Below are 14,628 nucleotides of genomic sequence, written 5' to 3'. Positions count from 1 at the left end.
GATCCCGGCGGGGAGACTCCGCATCCCACTTGGTGGAGCCCACCGCCTCGACGCGGTGGAGGCCAAGGCGCCGCAGCCGCTGGGCATCGGGTTCCGACTGGGCGAAGCCGTGGCACACCTGTCCGAACAGCCAGGCGGCAAACCAGGGGAAGCGGCCGTGGCGGCGGAACGAGCGCTCGCTCATGCGGGCATTGATCAGATGCAGGCGGGGCATGGCCTGCACCAGCTCGGGCCAGAGTTCGGCCTCGGCCAGCAGCGCGAGATCGGGCCGCCAGTGGTTCCGGAACCGCCGGACGGCCGCCCAGTGGTCGATCGGGGCGAACTGGTGAAGCACCCCGCGCGGCAGCAGGGTCTCGGCCATTGCGGCGGATGTGCGGGTCACCGAAGTGACCAGCAGGGTGGGGGGCCGATACCCCGCCCGACGACTCGCCACGGCCAGCTCCCGCAACAGCGGCAACAGGCTGCCGAGCTCCCCCACACTGGCGGCATGGAGCCACACCAGCGGCCCGGACGGGCGCGGGCGTACCGCCCGACCGAGACGCTCCCCCAGGCGCCGGGGGTCCTCCTTGCCCTGCAGCAGGCGAACCACGAGGATGAGCCCAAGGGCCGGGGTCAGCAGCGTGAGCAGCAGCCGATAGCCAGCCAGCAGCATCGGGCCGTGGCGACGCTCAGAGCCCACGGCTGGCCCGTTGTCCGCTGGCCTCCAGGGCCGCCTCCAGCCGCCCGGCCTGGCCGTTCAGCGGCTGGGTCGCTCCGCCCCCCGGCTCCGGCTCCGCCTCCAGCCGCAGCGGTGCCCCCAGGGCGAGCACGGCTCGGCAGAAGGGCAGCGGCAGCAGGGTGCGGTCCCAGGACCGCAGCAGCCGGCGGCGGCTGACGGCCAGGCCCACGGGAACCACCGCACAACCCGACTGCTGGGCAAGGTGCACGATCCCGGGCTTGGCCCGCCGTGCCGGCCCCCGGGGGCCATCCGGGGTGATGCAGACGGACCGGCCTTCGCGCAACAGCTGGAACAGGCGCAGGTAGGCACCGACACCGCCGCGCGTGGAGGAGCCGGCCACGAGGTCAACGCCGCGCATGCGGGCGGCGACGCCCACGATCTGGGCATCGCGGTGGGCACTCAGCAGCACCGAGACCGGACGGCCGCCATGGATGCGGAGCAACGGCATGAAAAACACATGGCAGTGCCAGAGGGCATAGATCACCGGCCTGCCCTGTTCCCGCAGCAGCCGGTCCGTGGCGGGATCCACCACCACCCGCACGCGGGACGTGAGCAGCACCAGCTGCCCGTAGGCATTCAGCAGCGCCCCCGCCAGCCAGGCCAGACCGTCGTTGTTGAGCAGGGTGCGCTTCTTCACCGAGCAGGGTCTGGCGCGATCGGGTGCGGGGGGAGCGGGCCGGGCGCATGGCCATTCCCGGATTCAGGGAGCCCACGGCTGGGCCCATACAGGAACCCCCCGGGGGCAGCCAACGCTGTCCTCCGGGGGTATGGAGCCATGGGCACGAAGCCTGGACGATGGCTGGACAGGATCAGGCGGAACCGACGCCGGTGTAAGCGCCGTAGAAGAACAGGCCGACGACGAAGATCACGGCCATACCGCCCGCCGTGGCCACGAGCCAGAGGGGCAGAACCCCTTCGGTCCAGCGGGAACGCCAGGCGACGGCAGGACGGCCGTCAGGAAGCCGGTCTGGGATCCGGCCATCGGGCAGGGTGGATTTCTTGCCGCTCATGGGGTGCTCTCCGGATCAGTTGAAGAAGTAGCTGGTGAACAGCACACCGGTGACGAAGATCAGCAGCAGGCCTAGGTAGAGGCTGGTGCGGTTGAGCTCGACCGGCAGGTTGTTGGGATTGGGATTGCGTTGCATGGCTCCTGACCTCAGCGACGGATGAACTGCATGGCCGCCAGAGCACCCAGGAAGAAGACCGTGGGGATGCCAAGGGCGTGGACCGAGAGCCAGCGCACCGTGAAGATCGGGTAGTTGCGCGGGGTGGTGGAGACGGGAGACTGGGTCATGACTTATTGCAGGCGCAGGTCGAGCTGGCTCTTGCCCTCATAACGCTGGCTCACGACGGGAGCCTTGCTCTCCTGGGCCTGGAAATAGGCGTCAGGGCGGGGCGTGCCGAAGGCGTCGTAGGCCAGGCCGGTGGACACGAAGAGGAAGCCAGCCAGGAAGATCGCCGGCAGTGTGACCGCGTGGATCACCCAGTAGCGAATGCTGGTGATGATTTCGAAGAACGGGCGTTCCCCTGTGGAGCCGGCAGCCATAGCGACAAGCGTTCAGCCAGAGGATCCTAGGGGTCAGGCCGGGGTTGGCGGGACGCCCCGACGGGCTTGGTTACAGAAGTTGGCGGGCCCGCGCCGGCGTGGGTTGCGCGCCGGCGCGGCTGGGAAGAAGCCGCTCAGCCCACCCAGCGGAGCAGCGAGCCCCGCTCTCCCAGCACGAAGCCCTTGCCATCGTCGGTGAAGACGATGCGGGTGAAGTTGGAGGGCTGGCGCTCCCCGACGGGATCCCTCTGCCAGGTCTGCCCGCCGTCGTCACTGACGAGCAGGGTGCCGCTGCCGCCCCCGGTCCAGATCCGGCTGCTGGGATCCCAGGCCATGTCGAGGTAGCCGTAGCCGTTGGTGATCGGGATGACCGGCTTGGTCCACTGGTCGGCATCGGCGGGATCGCTGTTGAAGCGGATCTGGGCGCCGCGGGCCAGCATCCACAGGGCTCCGTCAGGCTGGAAGCCGATCGTCTGAAGCCGCTGGCTGCTGACCCGCTGGTGCAGCTGCCAGGTCTCCTGACCGGGATCCCAGGTGGAGAAGAAGTTGCCGAGGCTGCTCACACTCACGTAGCGGCCGTCGGGGCTGCGGCGCAGCTCCCGCACCGCCCCCGCCGCGTCGCCGACCCTGGCCTGCCAGCTGGCCCCGCCGTCACGGGTGTCGTAGATCGCGCCGACATTGGTGGCCAGCTCGGCGGTGTCCCGGCCGAGGGCGGTGATCAGGTAGGGCTCACCGGGCAGTTTGGTGTCGAGGAAGAGCCGGCTCCAGCTGCGGCCGGCGTCGGTGCTGTGCAGCAGCAGACCGGGCTGGCCGACGATCCAGCCCTCATCGCCGCGGAAGTCGATGCTGATCAGGCGGAAGTTCTCCTCCTCCGGCAGGTCGAGGGCCCGCTCCTCCCAATGGGCGCCGCCGTCATCGGTTTCGAGGATGAGGCGGTTGCTGCCCACCAGGAAGCCGTGGCGCGCATCCGAGAAGGCCACTGAGAGGGGGTTGGACTGGGTGGCCAGAGGCACCGGCTCCCAGGGGCTGGCGGCAGCCTTCGGCAGGCCCGTGGTGACGCAGCCCCCCAGGCCGAACGCCAGCACCACGACCATCGCCAGGCTGAGCAGGGAGGGGAGCAGGCGGGGAGGCTGGACGCCCGGGCGGATCGCCCCCGGGGGGCGGGAGCCCGGCGCGAAGGGAAGGCGGAACCAGGGGGCGGGACGGGCGGCAGGAGGGGTCATCGGCGCAGGATCAACGCAGGGAATAAAGGGAGAGGAAGAAGGCGAAGGCCAGAGCGAAGCCACCGAAGATCAGCACATTCTTCTGGCCGGGGGTCAGCCGGTTCACGCCGAGGCCGTAGTTGAGGTTCTCCTCGAAGCCGCTGGGCTTGTTGCGCGGTCCGATGTCCTTGAACGCCCCCACCTTGCTGCGGCACACCGGGCAGCGGAAGCTGGCCGGATTCAGCTCGAGAAAGGGCGTCCCTGCCGGGATGCCCAGTTTCTTGACCCCCTCGCCAGGGTCGTAGACGAAACCGCAGCTGCGGCACTCGAAGCGGTGCGTGTCGACCGTCGTGGCCTCGTCAGGATCCGGCTGAGCGGCATCCGGCTGAGCGGCATCCGGCTGGGCGGCGTCCGGTTGGGCAGCATCCGGCTGGGGGGCGTCCGGTTCGGGCATCTCCTGGGGGGCGATCTCGTCGGTCAACAGACTCGGGCGCGGCAAAAGAACTCTAGGAACCGCCGAGGGTGCCAGACTGCGCGCCACGTTGGGCAGGCCCGCATGTTCGTGCTCTCCGGCTATGACGCCTTCCTGGGCTTCTTGCTCATCTCAGCGGCCGTGCCGGTGCTGGCCCTGGTCACCAACAAGCTGCTCTCCCCCACCAGCCGGAACGGCGAGCGGGAACTGACCTACGAGTCCGGCATGGAGCCGATCGGCGGAGCGTGGATTCAGTTCAATATCCGCTATTACATGTTCGCGCTGGTCTTCGTGATCTTCGACGTGGAGACCGTCTTCCTCTATCCCTGGGCCGTGGCCTTCCATCGCCTCGGCCTGCTGGCCTTCATCGAAGCCCTGATCTTCATTGCGATCCTGGTGGTGGCCCTCGCCTACGCCTGGCGCAAGGGCGCCCTCGAGTGGAGCTGACGGACCCCTCCTCCCATGACACTGACACCCTCCTCACCCCAGAGCCCCGGCATCGACGCCCTGCGGGATGTCCGCGCCGCCAGCTGCGGCCCGGTGGGATCGCCTTCGGTCACCGCAGATCTGTCCGAGAACGTCATCCTCACCACCCTCGATGACCTCCACAACTGGGCCCGTCTCAGCAGCCTCTGGCCGCTGCTCTACGGCACCGCCTGCTGCTTCATCGAGTTTGCGGCCCTGATCGGCTCCCGGTTCGACTTCGACCGCTTCGGCCTGGTGCCCCGGTCCAGCCCCCGCCAGGCGGACCTGCTGATCGTGGCCGGCACCGTGACGATGAAGATGGCCCCGGCCCTGGTTCGTCTGTACGAGCAGATGCCCGAGCCCAAGTACGTCATCGCCATGGGCGCCTGCACGATCACCGGCGGCATGTTCTCGGCCGACTCGACCACCGCCGTGCGGGGCGTGGACAAGCTCATTCCGGTGGACCTCTACCTGCCGGGCTGCCCCCCCCGACCCGAGGCGATCTTCGATGCCGTGATCAAGCTGCGCAAGAAGGTGGGCAACGAGGCCCTGGCGGAGCGCGGCAACCTGCGGCCCACCCACCGCTACGTCACGGTGGCCCACCAGATGAAGGCTGTCGAACCCATCATCACCGGGCAGTACCTGGCCGCCCCCACCCAGCAGGCAGCCCTGGCTGCGGCCGCCGGCCTGCCCCTGGGCACGCTCGCCCAGGAGGCCACGGCAGCTCCGCTGGCGTCTGCCGAGCCCGGAGCCTCCGCCAACGCCACCCCTACGACCGATGCCTGAGCCGACCCCTTCCAGCGACGCCCTGACGGCTGCCCCGGCGGGCCCGGTGAGCCAGTGGCTCAGCAGCCAGGGCTTCGACCACCAGGTGCTCCCGGCGGACCACCTGGGCGTCGAAGTGCTGGGCGTCGAAGCACCCTTCCTGCCGCTGCTGGCGACGGCCCTGAAGGCCCAGGGCTTTGATTACCTGCAGTGTCAGGGTGGCTACGACGAGGGGCCCGGCGGCCGCCTGGTGAGCTTCTACCACCTGGTCAAACTGGGCGCTCTGGCCGAGAGCAGCCAGGGCATGGCCAAGCTTCCGGCCGACACCCGCCCGGAGGAAGTGCGGCTCAAGGTGTTCCTGGCCCGCGACGGCGACCTCACCATCCCCAGCCTCTACGGCCTCTTCCGGGGCGCCGACTGGCAGGAGCGGGAGACCTACGACATGTTCGGCATCCAGTTCGCCGGCCATCCCCATCCCAAACGCCTGCTGATGCCGGAGGACTGGAAGGGCTGGCCGCTGCGCAAGGACTATGTGCAGCCCGACTTCTACGAGATGCAGGACGCCTACTGAGTCAGGACATCTGCCGGCAGGGGCCCCAGGATCGCCGCGGGGCCCCGGGATCGCCGCAGGGCTCAACTGATCACGCGGCGCGGAGGGGCGCCACAGGGGCACCGAAGAAATGGCGGGGACGCCGCGGCCCGCCCAGGCGCACCTTCTCCACGCTGAGCTCACCCTCCAGCAGCCAGGGGTAGAAGATCCTCAGGTCATCCCGGTAGCGCTGACGCACCAGGGCGACCAGGGAGCGATCAGCCAGCAGCGACCTGAGATCGGCGGAGTCCCCCTGGCGCCGGGTGTTCTTCGTGGGCAGGTGCCGCGGCAGACCGGAGATGCCGGCACGACGGGCCTTGCGCACCAGGAAGGTCCAATGGACGCTGAGGTTCTCGGCGTAGGCCACCCAGGTGGGCACGGGCCTGCCCGCAACGCAGAGGATCTCCACCTGGGGCAGCACGTGGATGTCCAGGTCCTCGGAACGGGCCGCGCAGACCCGCTCCAGAAAGCCCGCCAGGGGCATCCCGCTCCGGATGCCGATGGCGCGCATGCGCCCGGGGCAGACGGGAATTTCGATCACCTTGTTGTTGTAGGCCGAGAGGATCCGGTCGAAGGGATTGCGGACCACCGCGAAGCTGAAGCAGCGGGAGGTGAGCTCGAGGGCGGTGGCCCGATCCACGGGCCGGGCGATCGAAGCGGGCAGCAGATCCCAGTACTGATCCATCTGCGAGGGAAAGCTCTGCCAGGAGCGGGACGGCCGGAAGAGGTGCTGCAAGCGCTGGCCGAGTTGCCGGCGGGAGCGCTGCAGTTCCGGTCGGATCAGGCGGGTGAGGGCAGCCTTGACACTGCTGTTCGCGGCCTTGGGAACCCGTCCGTAGATCAGGTGGTGCGCCGGCAGGTGCAGGAAATGCTGGTCGGATGCCTCCATGGGCGGAGGTTACTCGCCGCGGCGAAGCGGCCAGAAGGCCAGACAGGGCCCCGGGCAAGGCTCAGGCGGCCCGCTGCTGGCGGCGATGCTGCCGGTAGAAGCGCATCACCGCCACGGCCAGACTGCGGGGATCGTGGCGCAGCGTGGCCGTGGGGCGCGCCCCCTGGAGCGGGGCCTGCATGACGTCATAACCCTGGTTCTGCAGCCTGCGCCTGTCGCAGACCACCGGCTGGGCCCCCTTGCGCCGGTAGTGGTCCAGCAGGGGGGAGGCCTGCAGATCCTCCTGGGCCAGGACGGCGGTGAACAGGCGCTGCTCCACCCCGAGGCTGGCCAGCTGGGCTTCGATCGCCCTGAGGTGGCCCTCCACATCCAGTCCGTCGGTCTCCCCCGGCTGGGTCATCAGGTTGCAGATGTAGAGCCGCGGGGCCCGGCTGCGGCTGATCGCCGCCACCAGTTCGGGCACCAGCAGATTGGGCAGCAGGGAGGTGTAGAGGCTGCCGGGGCCGAGCACGATCAGATCGGCATGGGCAATGGCCTCGATCGCCCGGGGCAAGGCCGGCGGGCGCTCAGGCGTGCAGCCCAGCCGCACGATCGGGCTGGGAGCATGGCCGATCGCCGACTCCCCCTCGAGGCGCTCGCCGTTCTCCAGCTCGGCCCAGAGCCGCACGTCGGCGGTGGTGGCGGGGACCACCTGACCCTGCACGGCGAGCACCCGGCTGCTGGCGGTGATGGCGGATTCCAGGCTCCCGGTGATCGCGGTGAGGGCCGAGAGGAACAGGTTGCCGAAGCTGTGGCCCTCCAGCCCGCTGCCGGATCGGAAGCGGTACTGGAACAGACGGGTGAGCAGGGGCTCCTCGCGCGCCAGGGCCGCGAGGCAGTTGCGGATATCGCCGGGGGGCTGCACGCCGAGTTCCCGCCGCAGGACGCCACTGCTGCCGCCGTCGTCCGCCACCGTGACGATGGCGGTGAGGTTGCTGCTGTAGCGCTTCAGCCCGCTGAGCAGGGTGGAGAGGCCCGTGCCGCCACCGATGGCCACGATGCTGGGGCCCCGGTTGAGACGGCCCTGGGCCGCGAGGGCGTCGACCAGGTGGGTGCCCTTCTCCGGCGCCAGCGCCTGCTGGATCGTGCCGAAGCTGCGGCTCTGGCCAAGCCAGATCAGGCCGGCCCCGATCGCCAGCACCAGCGGCCCTGTGATCTCCCGGGGCAGCACCGTGGTGAGGTTCTTGAGCAGCCACTGGATGCTCGCCAGGGTCCAGTAGATGGGCTGGAGATCGGCCCAGACGGCCGCTCCGAGCAGGGCGATCAACAGACCCAGGCCCGAGGTCAGGACCCAGCGCTTGACGACCAGCCCGGGCTGGAGCCAGCGCACCGCCCGCCTGGAACGGCTGACCAGATCGCGCTGACGCAGTTCACCCCGACCGACCCAGCCATCCCGCGCGCTGCGCCGGCGGGACCGCCGCGATCTGGGGGCCGACGCAGAGGGGGGCAAGGGCGAGGGAGGACGCTGTCGGTTCTGGCTGGACTTTAGGCAGGCCGCAAGAGGCCAGGATGGACTCCGCTTCGCCGACCGCTCTGCAACCCCCCACCCCGCCCCTGGCCGAGCTCCGGGACCTCAGCGTGCGCTGGGGCAGGAACTGCGTGCTCGATGGCGTGAACCTCACCCTCCAGCCCGGCGAACGGCTGGTGGTGGTGGGGCCCTCCGGTGCCGGCAAGTCGACGATTCTGCGGCTGCTGGCGGGCCTGCAGCTGCCCACCGGCGGCACCCTGCTGCTGCATGGTCAACCCCAGAGGTACCTGCGGCTCGACCAGGAGAACCCGCCGGATGTGCGGCTGGTGTTCCAGAACCCAGCCCTGCTGGGTTCGCTCACCGTGGGACAGAACGTCGGCTTCCTGCTCTACCGCTACGGCCGGCTGAGCGAGGCGGAGATCCGTCAGCGGGTGAGCCATGCCCTGGAAGCGGTCGGGCTGGGTGGCATCGAGCACCTCCTGCCGGGCGAACTGAGTGGCGGCATGCAGAAACGGGTGAGCTTCGCCCGCGCCCTGATCGCCGCCCCCCAGCTGGGTCACGCCCAGATGCCGCTGCTCCTGTTCGACGAACCCACGGCGGGGCTCGATCCCGTGGCCTGCACCCGCATCGAGGACCTAATCGTGCGGGCCACCGAGGTCGCCCAGGCCAGCTCCGTCGTGGTGAGCCATGTGCACAGCACGATCGAACGCACCGGACAGCAGATGGTGCTGCTCTACGGCGGCGTGTTCCGCTGGGCCGGCGATCTGGCGGCGTACCGCAGCACCGACAATCCCTACGTGGTTCAGTTCAGGAGCGGTAGTCTGCGCGGACCCATGCAGCCTGCGGAGGCCTGATTTTCATGCGCCGCTCCGTGCGTGAGGCGATCGTCGGCTTTTCCCTGCTGACCGCCGTGACCAGCGTGGTGGCGTTCTCCTTCTGGCTTCGCGGCCTGTCCCTCACCCGGCAGTACTGGAGCCTGAAGGCCAGCTTTGACCAGGCCTCCGGGCTGGCGGAACGCTCGCCGGTCACCTACCGGGGTGTGCTGGTGGGCAGCGTGCGGTCGGTGCGGATCACCTCGGAAGCGATCATCGCCCAGCTGGAGATCACCCACCCTGACCTGCGCCTGGCGCTGCCGGCCCGGGCGGAGATCGGCCAGGCCTCCCTCCTGGGTGGTGAGGCCCAGGTGGCCCTGATCAGCTCCGGCAAACCGCTCGAGGCCTCCGCCCCCAACCCGCGGGCGCCGGGCTGCCCCCGCACCCGGATGCTCTGCGACGGCGGCACCATCAGCGGCACGGAAGGGCCCAGCCTCTCCAGGGTCACCACCCTCATGTACGACCTGCTGGTCGACACCGATAAGAACCAGCTGGTGAGCAAGTTCTCCCAGCTGGCAGCCAGGGTGGAGGAGACCTCCAAGGACGCCTCCTCCTTCCTCAAGCAGGGCAAGGTGCTGGCCAAGAACCTGGACCACACGGTGGATCGGGCCCAACCCACGATCACCAACCTCAACGCCAGTTCGGCCCATCTGCGTCAGCTGATCGCGGCGCTGGACAACCCCAGAACGGTCGCGGACCTGCAGCAGACGGTCACGAATGCCGAACATCTCACGGCCCGCTGGGACGCGGTGGGGGGAGACGTGAACAAGCTGACCGCCGACCCCGGCTTCATGGATGGGCTGCGCAGCGTGGCGGTGGGCCTGGGCAAGTTCTTCGATGAGCTCTACCCCGCCCAGACCGGTGCTGCCCGGGACAAGGCCGAGCGGGAGAAGGCCGACCAGGAGAAGGCCAGGCAGCTCAGGAATGCCGGGCAGGGGCACAAGCCCGGGGAGCCCCCCGCCCTGCGGCGCCCGGGCAGCGATCCCTGAGCCCTGCCCCTCCCCCTCCTCCCTGGGGAAAGCGGATCAGACGGAGCTGATCGCCTCCATGGCGATCGCGGCAATGGCCTGATCGCTGGCCTTCGGCAGCTGCACGTATTTCCCGCCGGCCGCCTCGGCCAGGTCCTTGCCCATGCCGCTGCCGATGAACTTGCGCTCGGTGTCGATCACCAGCAGCTTGATGCCCAGGGCCTGGTAGCGGCTGGCCACCTGCTTCACCTCCTCCTTGAGGTCCACCGGCTCCTCCCCCTCGAGCTCCGGCTGGCCCAGGGAGCGGCTGAGCGGCACGTTGCCGCGGCCGTCGGTGATCGCCACCACCACCACCTGGCCGAGATCGCCGGTAGCGAGGGCATTGGCTCCCACCCGGGCGGCCTGGGAGAGGCCATGGGCCAGGGGGGAACCGCCGCCGCAGGGCATCGATTCCAGGCGGCGGCGGGCGGCGGTGATCGAGCGGGTGGGGGGCAGCAGCACCTCCGCCTGCTCGCCGCGGAAGGGGATCAGGGCCACCTCGTCGCGGTTCTCGTAGGCCTCGGTGAGCAGCCGGATCACGGCGCCCTTGGCACTCTGCATGCGGTTGAGCGCCATCGAGCCGCTGGCATCCACCAGGAAGATCACCAGGGCACCGGCCTTGCGCTGCAGCTGCTTGGCGCGCAGGTCGCCGTCCTCCACCACCACCCTGCGGTGGGGTTCGCGCTCGCGGCGGGATTTCTGATACGGCGCCGCCGCCCGCAGGGTGGCATCCACGGCGATCCGCTTCACCGGGCCGCGGGGCAGCATCGGCTTCACGTAGCGGCCGCGGGAGTCGCTGAACACCACGGCCCGGCTGCCGCTGCCCCCGGTCTTGGCCCGGCCGGCGCTGAACAGCAGCAGGTCGGGATCGATGGCGACAGCCTCCGGATCGAGCAGGAACTCCTCCGGCACCGAGGGCGGTGGCTGATCCTCGGGACTGTCGTCCTCGTCGTTCTCCGGCTCGTCCGGGTCCTGGTCGTCGGGCTGCTCGGGATCCTGCTCGGGAGGCTCCGGATCCTCCGGAGGCTGCTCGCCCTGGGGCGGCGGCGGCGGCTCCATCGGCTGATCGGGATCGGGCGGCGGCAGCTGCAGGGCCCGCGGCGCGATCACCAGCCGCACGGCCACCTGGAGGTCTTCGGCCTCGACCCGGTCACGGCCGCTGAGGGCGGCATGGGCGCGGGCCACCCGCACGGCATAGAGCTCCGAGCGGTGGCCCTCCACCCCGCCGCGCAGGGCCTCGTTGACCAGATAGGCGATCTGCTCGCGGGTGATCCCCACATCCGGCAGCCACTGGCGCGCCAGCAGCAGCTGCGTCGCCAGGGCATCGGTCTCCTCCTGCCAGCGGCCACGGAATCCCTCGCTCGACGCCGCATGGTCCATGGCGGAGCGGGTGATCGTGACGCGCTGATCCAGCTCGAGCACCTGGTTGGCACTCAGGACGATGGCGAAGCGATCGAGCAGGTGGTCGCGCACGGCCCCCTCCTCCGGGTTGTAGGTGGCGATCAGCAGGCAGCGGCAGGGGTGGGAGAGGCTCAGACCCTCCCGCTCGATGCGGTTCTCGCCGCTGCCCACCGCCGCCAAGAGCAGGTTGGTGATGGTGTCGTCGAGCAGGTTGAGCTCATCGACGTAGAGCACGCCCCGGTGGGCTTCGGCCAGCAGACCGGGCTGGAACACCGCCTGGCCACTGGCCAGGGAAGCGGCGACGTCCACCGAGCCGACCAGGCGGTCTTCCGTGATCCCCAGCGGCACCTGCACGAAGGGCGCCGGAATCACCCGGGTGGGCAGCAGGGCCGCCGGGTCGCTGCCGCTGGCATCCGCGCCCAGTTCCTGCAGGCGGGTGCGGGTGGCGGCATCCCAGTCGTCGGGGCGGCGCGGATCGATGTTCAGCGCCTGGGGAGCGAGTCCCGCCGACGGCTCGCCGAGATCGAGCACATCGATCGGCGGCAGCAGGGCATGGAGGCCGCGGGCCAGCACCGACTTGCCGGTGCCCCGCCCGCCGGCGATCACCACGCCGCCCAGGCCCGGATCCACCGCCGCCAGCAGCAGGGCCAGCTTGAGGCTGCCGTGCCCGGTGATGGCGGCCAGGGGGAAGGCGCGGGCGGCACTGTCACGGGCGACTCCGCTGGCAACCATGGCTGGGGGCTCGGCCTCGGGGAAGAGGCCAGTCTCGCCGATGGTGCGGGGATCGCCTGCCGCAAGGCCGCTGCCTAGCCTCCCGGCTGCGGCTCACCGGGAGACAGCCATGCGCGAGGGGGCCGGGGCGACCACCACCGCCATTGCCCTGGGCGCCAACCTGCCCGGGCCGGCCGGCCCGCCGCGCACCACCCTGGTGTCGGTGCGGCCATGGCTCGAGAGCCTTCTGCACCGCCGAGGCTGGCGGGGGCTGCAGTGGTCGCCGCTGTTCCGTACGGCACCGGTGGGCGGTCCGGCCGGCCAACCCGACTACCTCAACGCGGTGCTGCTGGCCTGGCAGACGCCCCAGGCCGACCCGCAGGAGCTGCTGGTCGAACTCCAGAGCCTGGAAGACCGGTTCGGCCGGCAGCGCCAGGAGCCCTGGGGCCCCCGCAGCCTCGATCTGGATCTGCTCTGGTGCGGAGCGGCCACGGTCCGAAGCACCGCCCTGGAGCTGCCCCATCCGCGGCTGATGGAACGGGCCTTTGTGCTGGCCCCCCTGGACGCGATCGCGCCGGCGCTGGTGCCGCCGGGCTCGGAGCGGCCCGTGGGGGTGCTGCTGGAGGCGCTCCTGTGCGCCGGTGGGGCGGGGCCCCGGGGGGGCGGCGGAGCCGCGGCCGTGCTGCGCCTGCCGGGCGAGCCGGGCTGGCCCGAATGAAGGCCGCCGCCTTGAATGCCCTTCTGGCCCCTGCCAGCCCTTCCCCTCCCGCCGCATGCCACCCGCCGGAACCCTCGGAAACCCCGCCCGGCCCGGGGGAGAGCGCTGGCGATCGGCGCTGGCGATCGGCCTGGTGATCACGGCGCTGTGCCTGTTCGACGACAACCTCGCCAGCAACGAGGCCGGCAAGCTGGCCCTGGCCCGCCAGCAGGTGGAGCCGGCCTGGATCCCGCACGACTGGTACCTCAACAGCAGCCAGGGCTACCAGTGGCTGTTCCAGCAGCTGAGCGGCCGGATCGTCATCCCCCTGGGGTTTCCCCTCGGCTCGCTGGTGGTGCGGCTGCTGGGCTACGCCCTGTGGGCCTGGGGCCTGGCCGGCATCACGGTGCCGCTGGGGCTCTCGGCCCCGCTCGCCGCGCTGGCCGCGGCCCTGTTCAGCTTCAGCCAGGGGGTGGTGGCGGCCGAGTGGATGGTGGGGGGAGCGGAGCCGAAGACCTTCGCCTACGCGACCCTGCTGCTGGCCTATGCCGCCTGGCGCGACCGGCGCTGGTGGGCCAGCGGCCTCTACAGCGGGCTGGCCTGCTCCTTTCACCTGCTGGTGGGGGGATTCGGGATCCTGGCACTGACGGGCCTGGCCCTGCTGGATCAGGGTCGGCGCTGGAATGGGGCCGCCCTGGGCCGCTGGCTCGGCGGCTGCCTGCTCACCGCCCTGCCGGTGAGCCTCGCCCTGGCGGAGCAGCTGGTCGGCAAGGGGCACCTGGCCGGCGGAAGCCCCCCGGGGGCCGGGTCCGACCTGCCGTCCGCGGGCTGGATCTACGTGGTGCTCCGCAACCCGCACCACCTGCTGCCGAGCAGCTGGTCGTGGGCCGACTGGGCCCGCGCCCTGCTCTTCCTGGGGCTGCTGGCACTCGGGGTGGTGCTTTCGCGGGCGCGGCGGGACGGCGACGACCCCCAGGCCCACGCCGGCCACGACCTGGCCCTCTGGGTGGTGATGAGCTGGCCGCCGGCCCTGATCGGCCTGCTGATCGCCCTGCGGGATCCCCAGAGCTCCCTGCTGCAGATCTACCCCTTCCGCCTGGCCGACACCCTGCTGATGCTGGGGGTGTGGCTGCTGCTGGCCGCGGGCCTGCAGCCGTGGCTGCGGGGCCGCCCGGCCCGCAGCGGCCTGGTGGGCCTGGTGCTGGTGATCAGCCTGGCGGGCCTGGTGCGGGAACTGCCCGGGGCGGCGGCCGGCCTGCGGCGTCAGTTCGTGGCCTCCGAACCCCAGGCCGAGCTCTACGGCTGGATCCGCCGGGCGACCCCCACCAGCGCGCTGGTGATGGCACCCCCGAGCGGCTTCGAGGATCTCTCGCTGCAGACCGGGCGGGCGGGCTACGTGCAGTTCAAACAGATTCCCACCGCCAGCGCCGCCATCCACACCTGGTACTGCCGCCTCACCGCCCTGGCCGGCGACGACCGCCGCGTCTGGGAGGGCCCGGGGGGCTGGCAAGCCCGTGAACGCCTGGGCGAGGCCTACGCCGCGCTCACCCCCCCGGCCCTGCTGCGCCTGGCCGACCACAGTGGCGCCACGGTCGTGATCACCCGGCCTGCCCAGGCTGGACCGGCGGGCTGGCGAGAGGGGTTCCGCAACGGCGACTGGACGGCCTGGCGGCAGCCCTAGCGGCCATGCTGGGCTGCAGCTGCCTCTCCCCCATGGCGCCCCTGCCCGCCCCCGAGCCCGCGCGCCATCTGGAGACCACCGCCGCGCTGCAGGCCCGCAAGCTGCG

17 protein-coding genes and 1 pseudogene are annotated in these 14,628 nt (G+C 71.0%); 7 read left to right on the top strand and 11 right to left on the bottom strand.

Going from position 1 to position 14,628, the window contains the following annotated elements:
• The 8 genes and pseudogenes from ACLD7X_RS13685 to ACLD7X_RS13650 form a co-directional block, all read right to left on the bottom strand.
• Positions 1-652 (bottom strand): 3-deoxy-D-manno-octulosonic acid transferase (locus tag ACLD7X_RS13685; protein ID WP_425625221.1); only part of this gene is annotated, 652 nt, incomplete at its 3' end.
• Positions 653-668: 16 nt separating this feature from the next.
• Complete coding sequence (locus ACLD7X_RS13680) at positions 669-1,355, bottom strand: lysophospholipid acyltransferase family protein (RefSeq protein ID WP_411424207.1); 687 nt, start codon at positions 1,353-1,355, stop codon at positions 669-671.
• A gap of 172 nt (positions 1,356-1,527) precedes the next feature.
• On the bottom strand, positions 1,528-1,728 hold the full coding sequence (locus ACLD7X_RS13675) for a photosystem II reaction center protein J (RefSeq protein ID WP_411424206.1): 201 nt from the start codon (positions 1,726-1,728) through the stop codon (positions 1,528-1,530).
• A gap of 15 nt (positions 1,729-1,743) precedes the next feature.
• Positions 1,744-1,863, bottom strand: a complete 120-nt coding sequence (gene psbL, locus ACLD7X_RS13670) for a photosystem II reaction center protein PsbL (protein ID WP_006909086.1) — start codon at positions 1,861-1,863, stop codon at positions 1,744-1,746.
• 11 nt (positions 1,864-1,874) lie between these two features.
• Entirely contained in the window at positions 1,875-2,012 is a 138-nt protein-coding gene (gene psbF / locus ACLD7X_RS13665) for a cytochrome b559 subunit beta (protein ID WP_006909199.1), read from the bottom strand.
• Between the two features lie 3 nt (positions 2,013-2,015).
• Complete coding sequence (psbE, locus tag ACLD7X_RS13660; protein ID WP_190388659.1) at positions 2,016-2,264, bottom strand: cytochrome b559 subunit alpha; 249 nt, start codon at positions 2,262-2,264, stop codon at positions 2,016-2,018.
• 134 nt (positions 2,265-2,398) lie between these two features.
• Positions 2,399-3,487, bottom strand: coding sequence for a photosynthesis system II assembly factor Ycf48 (locus ACLD7X_RS13655; RefSeq protein WP_411424205.1), 1,089 nt, complete (start codon positions 3,485-3,487; stop codon positions 2,399-2,401).
• 10 nt (positions 3,488-3,497) lie between these two features.
• Positions 3,498-3,830, bottom strand: a pseudogene (locus tag ACLD7X_RS13650) (rubredoxin); the annotation flags it as partial.
• A 192-nt stretch (positions 3,831-4,022) separates the two neighbouring features.
• Between ACLD7X_RS13650 and ndhC the strand changes: the two are divergent.
• From ndhC to ACLD7X_RS13635, 3 genes are read left to right on the top strand one after another with little or no spacing between them, the layout of a single operon-like run.
• Positions 4,023-4,385 carry a photosynthetic/respiratory NAD(P)H-quinone oxidoreductase subunit C gene (ndhC, locus tag ACLD7X_RS13645; RefSeq protein WP_411424204.1) on the top strand — a complete coding sequence of 121 codons (363 nt, stop codon included), beginning with the start codon at positions 4,023-4,025 and terminating at the stop codon, positions 4,383-4,385.
• Positions 4,386-4,400: 15 nt separating this feature from the next.
• A complete protein-coding gene (locus ACLD7X_RS13640; RefSeq protein WP_411424203.1) occupies positions 4,401-5,189 on the top strand; it encodes an NADH dehydrogenase subunit K in 789 nt (262 codons plus the stop codon).
• Positions 5,182-5,739 (top strand): NAD(P)H-quinone oxidoreductase subunit J, encoded by a 558-nt coding sequence (locus ACLD7X_RS13635; RefSeq protein ID WP_411424202.1) that lies wholly within the window; start codon positions 5,182-5,184, stop codon positions 5,737-5,739. Before ACLD7X_RS13640 ends, ACLD7X_RS13635 begins: the two co-directional genes overlap by 8 nt.
• A 70-nt stretch (positions 5,740-5,809) precedes the next feature.
• Here ACLD7X_RS13635 and ACLD7X_RS13630 read toward each other — a convergent pair whose 3' ends face one another.
• Both ACLD7X_RS13630 and ACLD7X_RS13625 read right to left on the bottom strand, forming a co-directional pair.
• Complete coding sequence (locus tag ACLD7X_RS13630) at positions 5,810-6,646, bottom strand: sulfotransferase family protein (RefSeq protein WP_411424201.1); 837 nt, start codon at positions 6,644-6,646, stop codon at positions 5,810-5,812.
• 61 nt (positions 6,647-6,707) lie between these two features.
• Positions 6,708-8,135 (bottom strand): gluconeogenesis factor YvcK family protein, encoded by a 1,428-nt coding sequence (locus tag ACLD7X_RS13625; RefSeq protein ID WP_411424200.1) that lies wholly within the window; start codon positions 8,133-8,135, stop codon positions 6,708-6,710.
• Between the two features lie 59 nt (positions 8,136-8,194).
• Here ACLD7X_RS13625 and ACLD7X_RS13620 point away from each other — a divergent pair, with 59 nt between their 5' ends.
• The gene (locus ACLD7X_RS13620; RefSeq protein ID WP_411424199.1) at positions 8,195-9,007 is read left to right on the top strand and encodes an ABC transporter ATP-binding protein; all 813 of its coding nucleotides are present in this window, start codon (positions 8,195-8,197) and stop codon (positions 9,005-9,007) included.
• Between the two features lie 5 nt (positions 9,008-9,012).
• Positions 9,013-10,014: an MlaD family protein gene (locus ACLD7X_RS13615; protein ID WP_411424198.1), complete on the top strand. Its 1,002-nt coding sequence runs from the start codon at positions 9,013-9,015 to the stop codon at positions 10,012-10,014.
• Between the two features lie 36 nt (positions 10,015-10,050).
• Here the strand turns inward: ACLD7X_RS13615 and bchD are convergent, their stop codons facing one another.
• Positions 10,051-12,165 (bottom strand): magnesium chelatase ATPase subunit D, encoded by a 2,115-nt coding sequence (bchD, locus tag ACLD7X_RS13610; RefSeq protein WP_411424197.1) that lies wholly within the window; start codon positions 12,163-12,165, stop codon positions 10,051-10,053.
• Positions 12,166-12,274: 109 nt separating this feature from the next.
• Between bchD and folK the strand changes: the two genes are divergently transcribed.
• Entirely contained in the window at positions 12,275-12,862 is a 588-nt protein-coding gene (gene folK / locus ACLD7X_RS13605) for a 2-amino-4-hydroxy-6-hydroxymethyldihydropteridine diphosphokinase (protein WP_411424196.1), read from the top strand.
• A 55-nt stretch (positions 12,863-12,917) separates the two neighbouring features.
• Positions 12,918-14,522, top strand: a complete 1,605-nt coding sequence (locus tag ACLD7X_RS13600; RefSeq protein WP_411424195.1) for a DUF6798 domain-containing protein — start codon at positions 12,918-12,920, stop codon at positions 14,520-14,522.
• Positions 14,523-14,628: the final 106 nt, after the last annotated feature.

It is taken from the genome of Aphanothece microscopica RSMan92 (assembly GCF_046613545.2).
Classification (GTDB): domain Bacteria; phylum Cyanobacteriota; class Cyanobacteriia; order PCC-6307; family Cyanobiaceae; genus NIES-981.
The sequence above is the reverse complement of the archived record's forward strand: the minus strand, read 5'-3'. Positions and strand labels throughout refer to the sequence as shown.

What these genes read in the sequence shown, in the direction of transcription:
- ACLD7X_RS13675 (WP_411424206.1), bottom strand. Translation starts at nt 1,728, where the DNA reads ATGAGCGGCAAGAAATCCACCCTGCCCGATGGCCGGATCCCAGACCGG.
- psbL (WP_006909086.1), bottom strand. Translation starts at nt 1,863, where the DNA reads ATGCAACGCAATCCCAATCCCAACAACCTGCCGGTCGAGCTCAACCGC.
- psbF (WP_006909199.1), bottom strand. Translation starts at nt 2,012, where the DNA reads ATGACCCAGTCTCCCGTCTCCACCACCCCGCGCAACTACCCGATCTTC.
- psbE (WP_190388659.1), bottom strand. Translation starts at nt 2,264, where the DNA reads ATGGCTGCCGGCTCCACAGGGGAACGCCCGTTCTTCGAAATCATCACC.
- ACLD7X_RS13655 (WP_411424205.1), bottom strand. Translation starts at nt 3,487, where the DNA reads ATGACCCCTCCTGCCGCCCGTCCCGCCCCCTGGTTCCGCCTTCCCTTC.
- ndhC (WP_411424204.1), top strand. Translation starts at nt 4,023, where the DNA reads ATGTTCGTGCTCTCCGGCTATGACGCCTTCCTGGGCTTCTTGCTCATC.
- ACLD7X_RS13640 (WP_411424203.1), top strand. Translation starts at nt 4,401, where the DNA reads ATGACACTGACACCCTCCTCACCCCAGAGCCCCGGCATCGACGCCCTG.
- ACLD7X_RS13635 (WP_411424202.1), top strand. Translation starts at nt 5,182, where the DNA reads ATGCCTGAGCCGACCCCTTCCAGCGACGCCCTGACGGCTGCCCCGGCG.
- ACLD7X_RS13630 (WP_411424201.1), bottom strand. Translation starts at nt 6,646, where the DNA reads ATGGAGGCATCCGACCAGCATTTCCTGCACCTGCCGGCGCACCACCTG.
- ACLD7X_RS13620 (WP_411424199.1), top strand. Translation starts at nt 8,195, where the DNA reads ATGGACTCCGCTTCGCCGACCGCTCTGCAACCCCCCACCCCGCCCCTG.
- ACLD7X_RS13615 (WP_411424198.1), top strand. Translation starts at nt 9,013, where the DNA reads ATGCGCCGCTCCGTGCGTGAGGCGATCGTCGGCTTTTCCCTGCTGACC.
- bchD (WP_411424197.1), bottom strand. Translation starts at nt 12,165, where the DNA reads ATGGTTGCCAGCGGAGTCGCCCGTGACAGTGCCGCCCGCGCCTTCCCC.
- folK (WP_411424196.1), top strand. Translation starts at nt 12,275, where the DNA reads ATGCGCGAGGGGGCCGGGGCGACCACCACCGCCATTGCCCTGGGCGCC.
- ACLD7X_RS13600 (WP_411424195.1), top strand. Translation starts at nt 12,918, where the DNA reads ATGCCACCCGCCGGAACCCTCGGAAACCCCGCCCGGCCCGGGGGAGAG.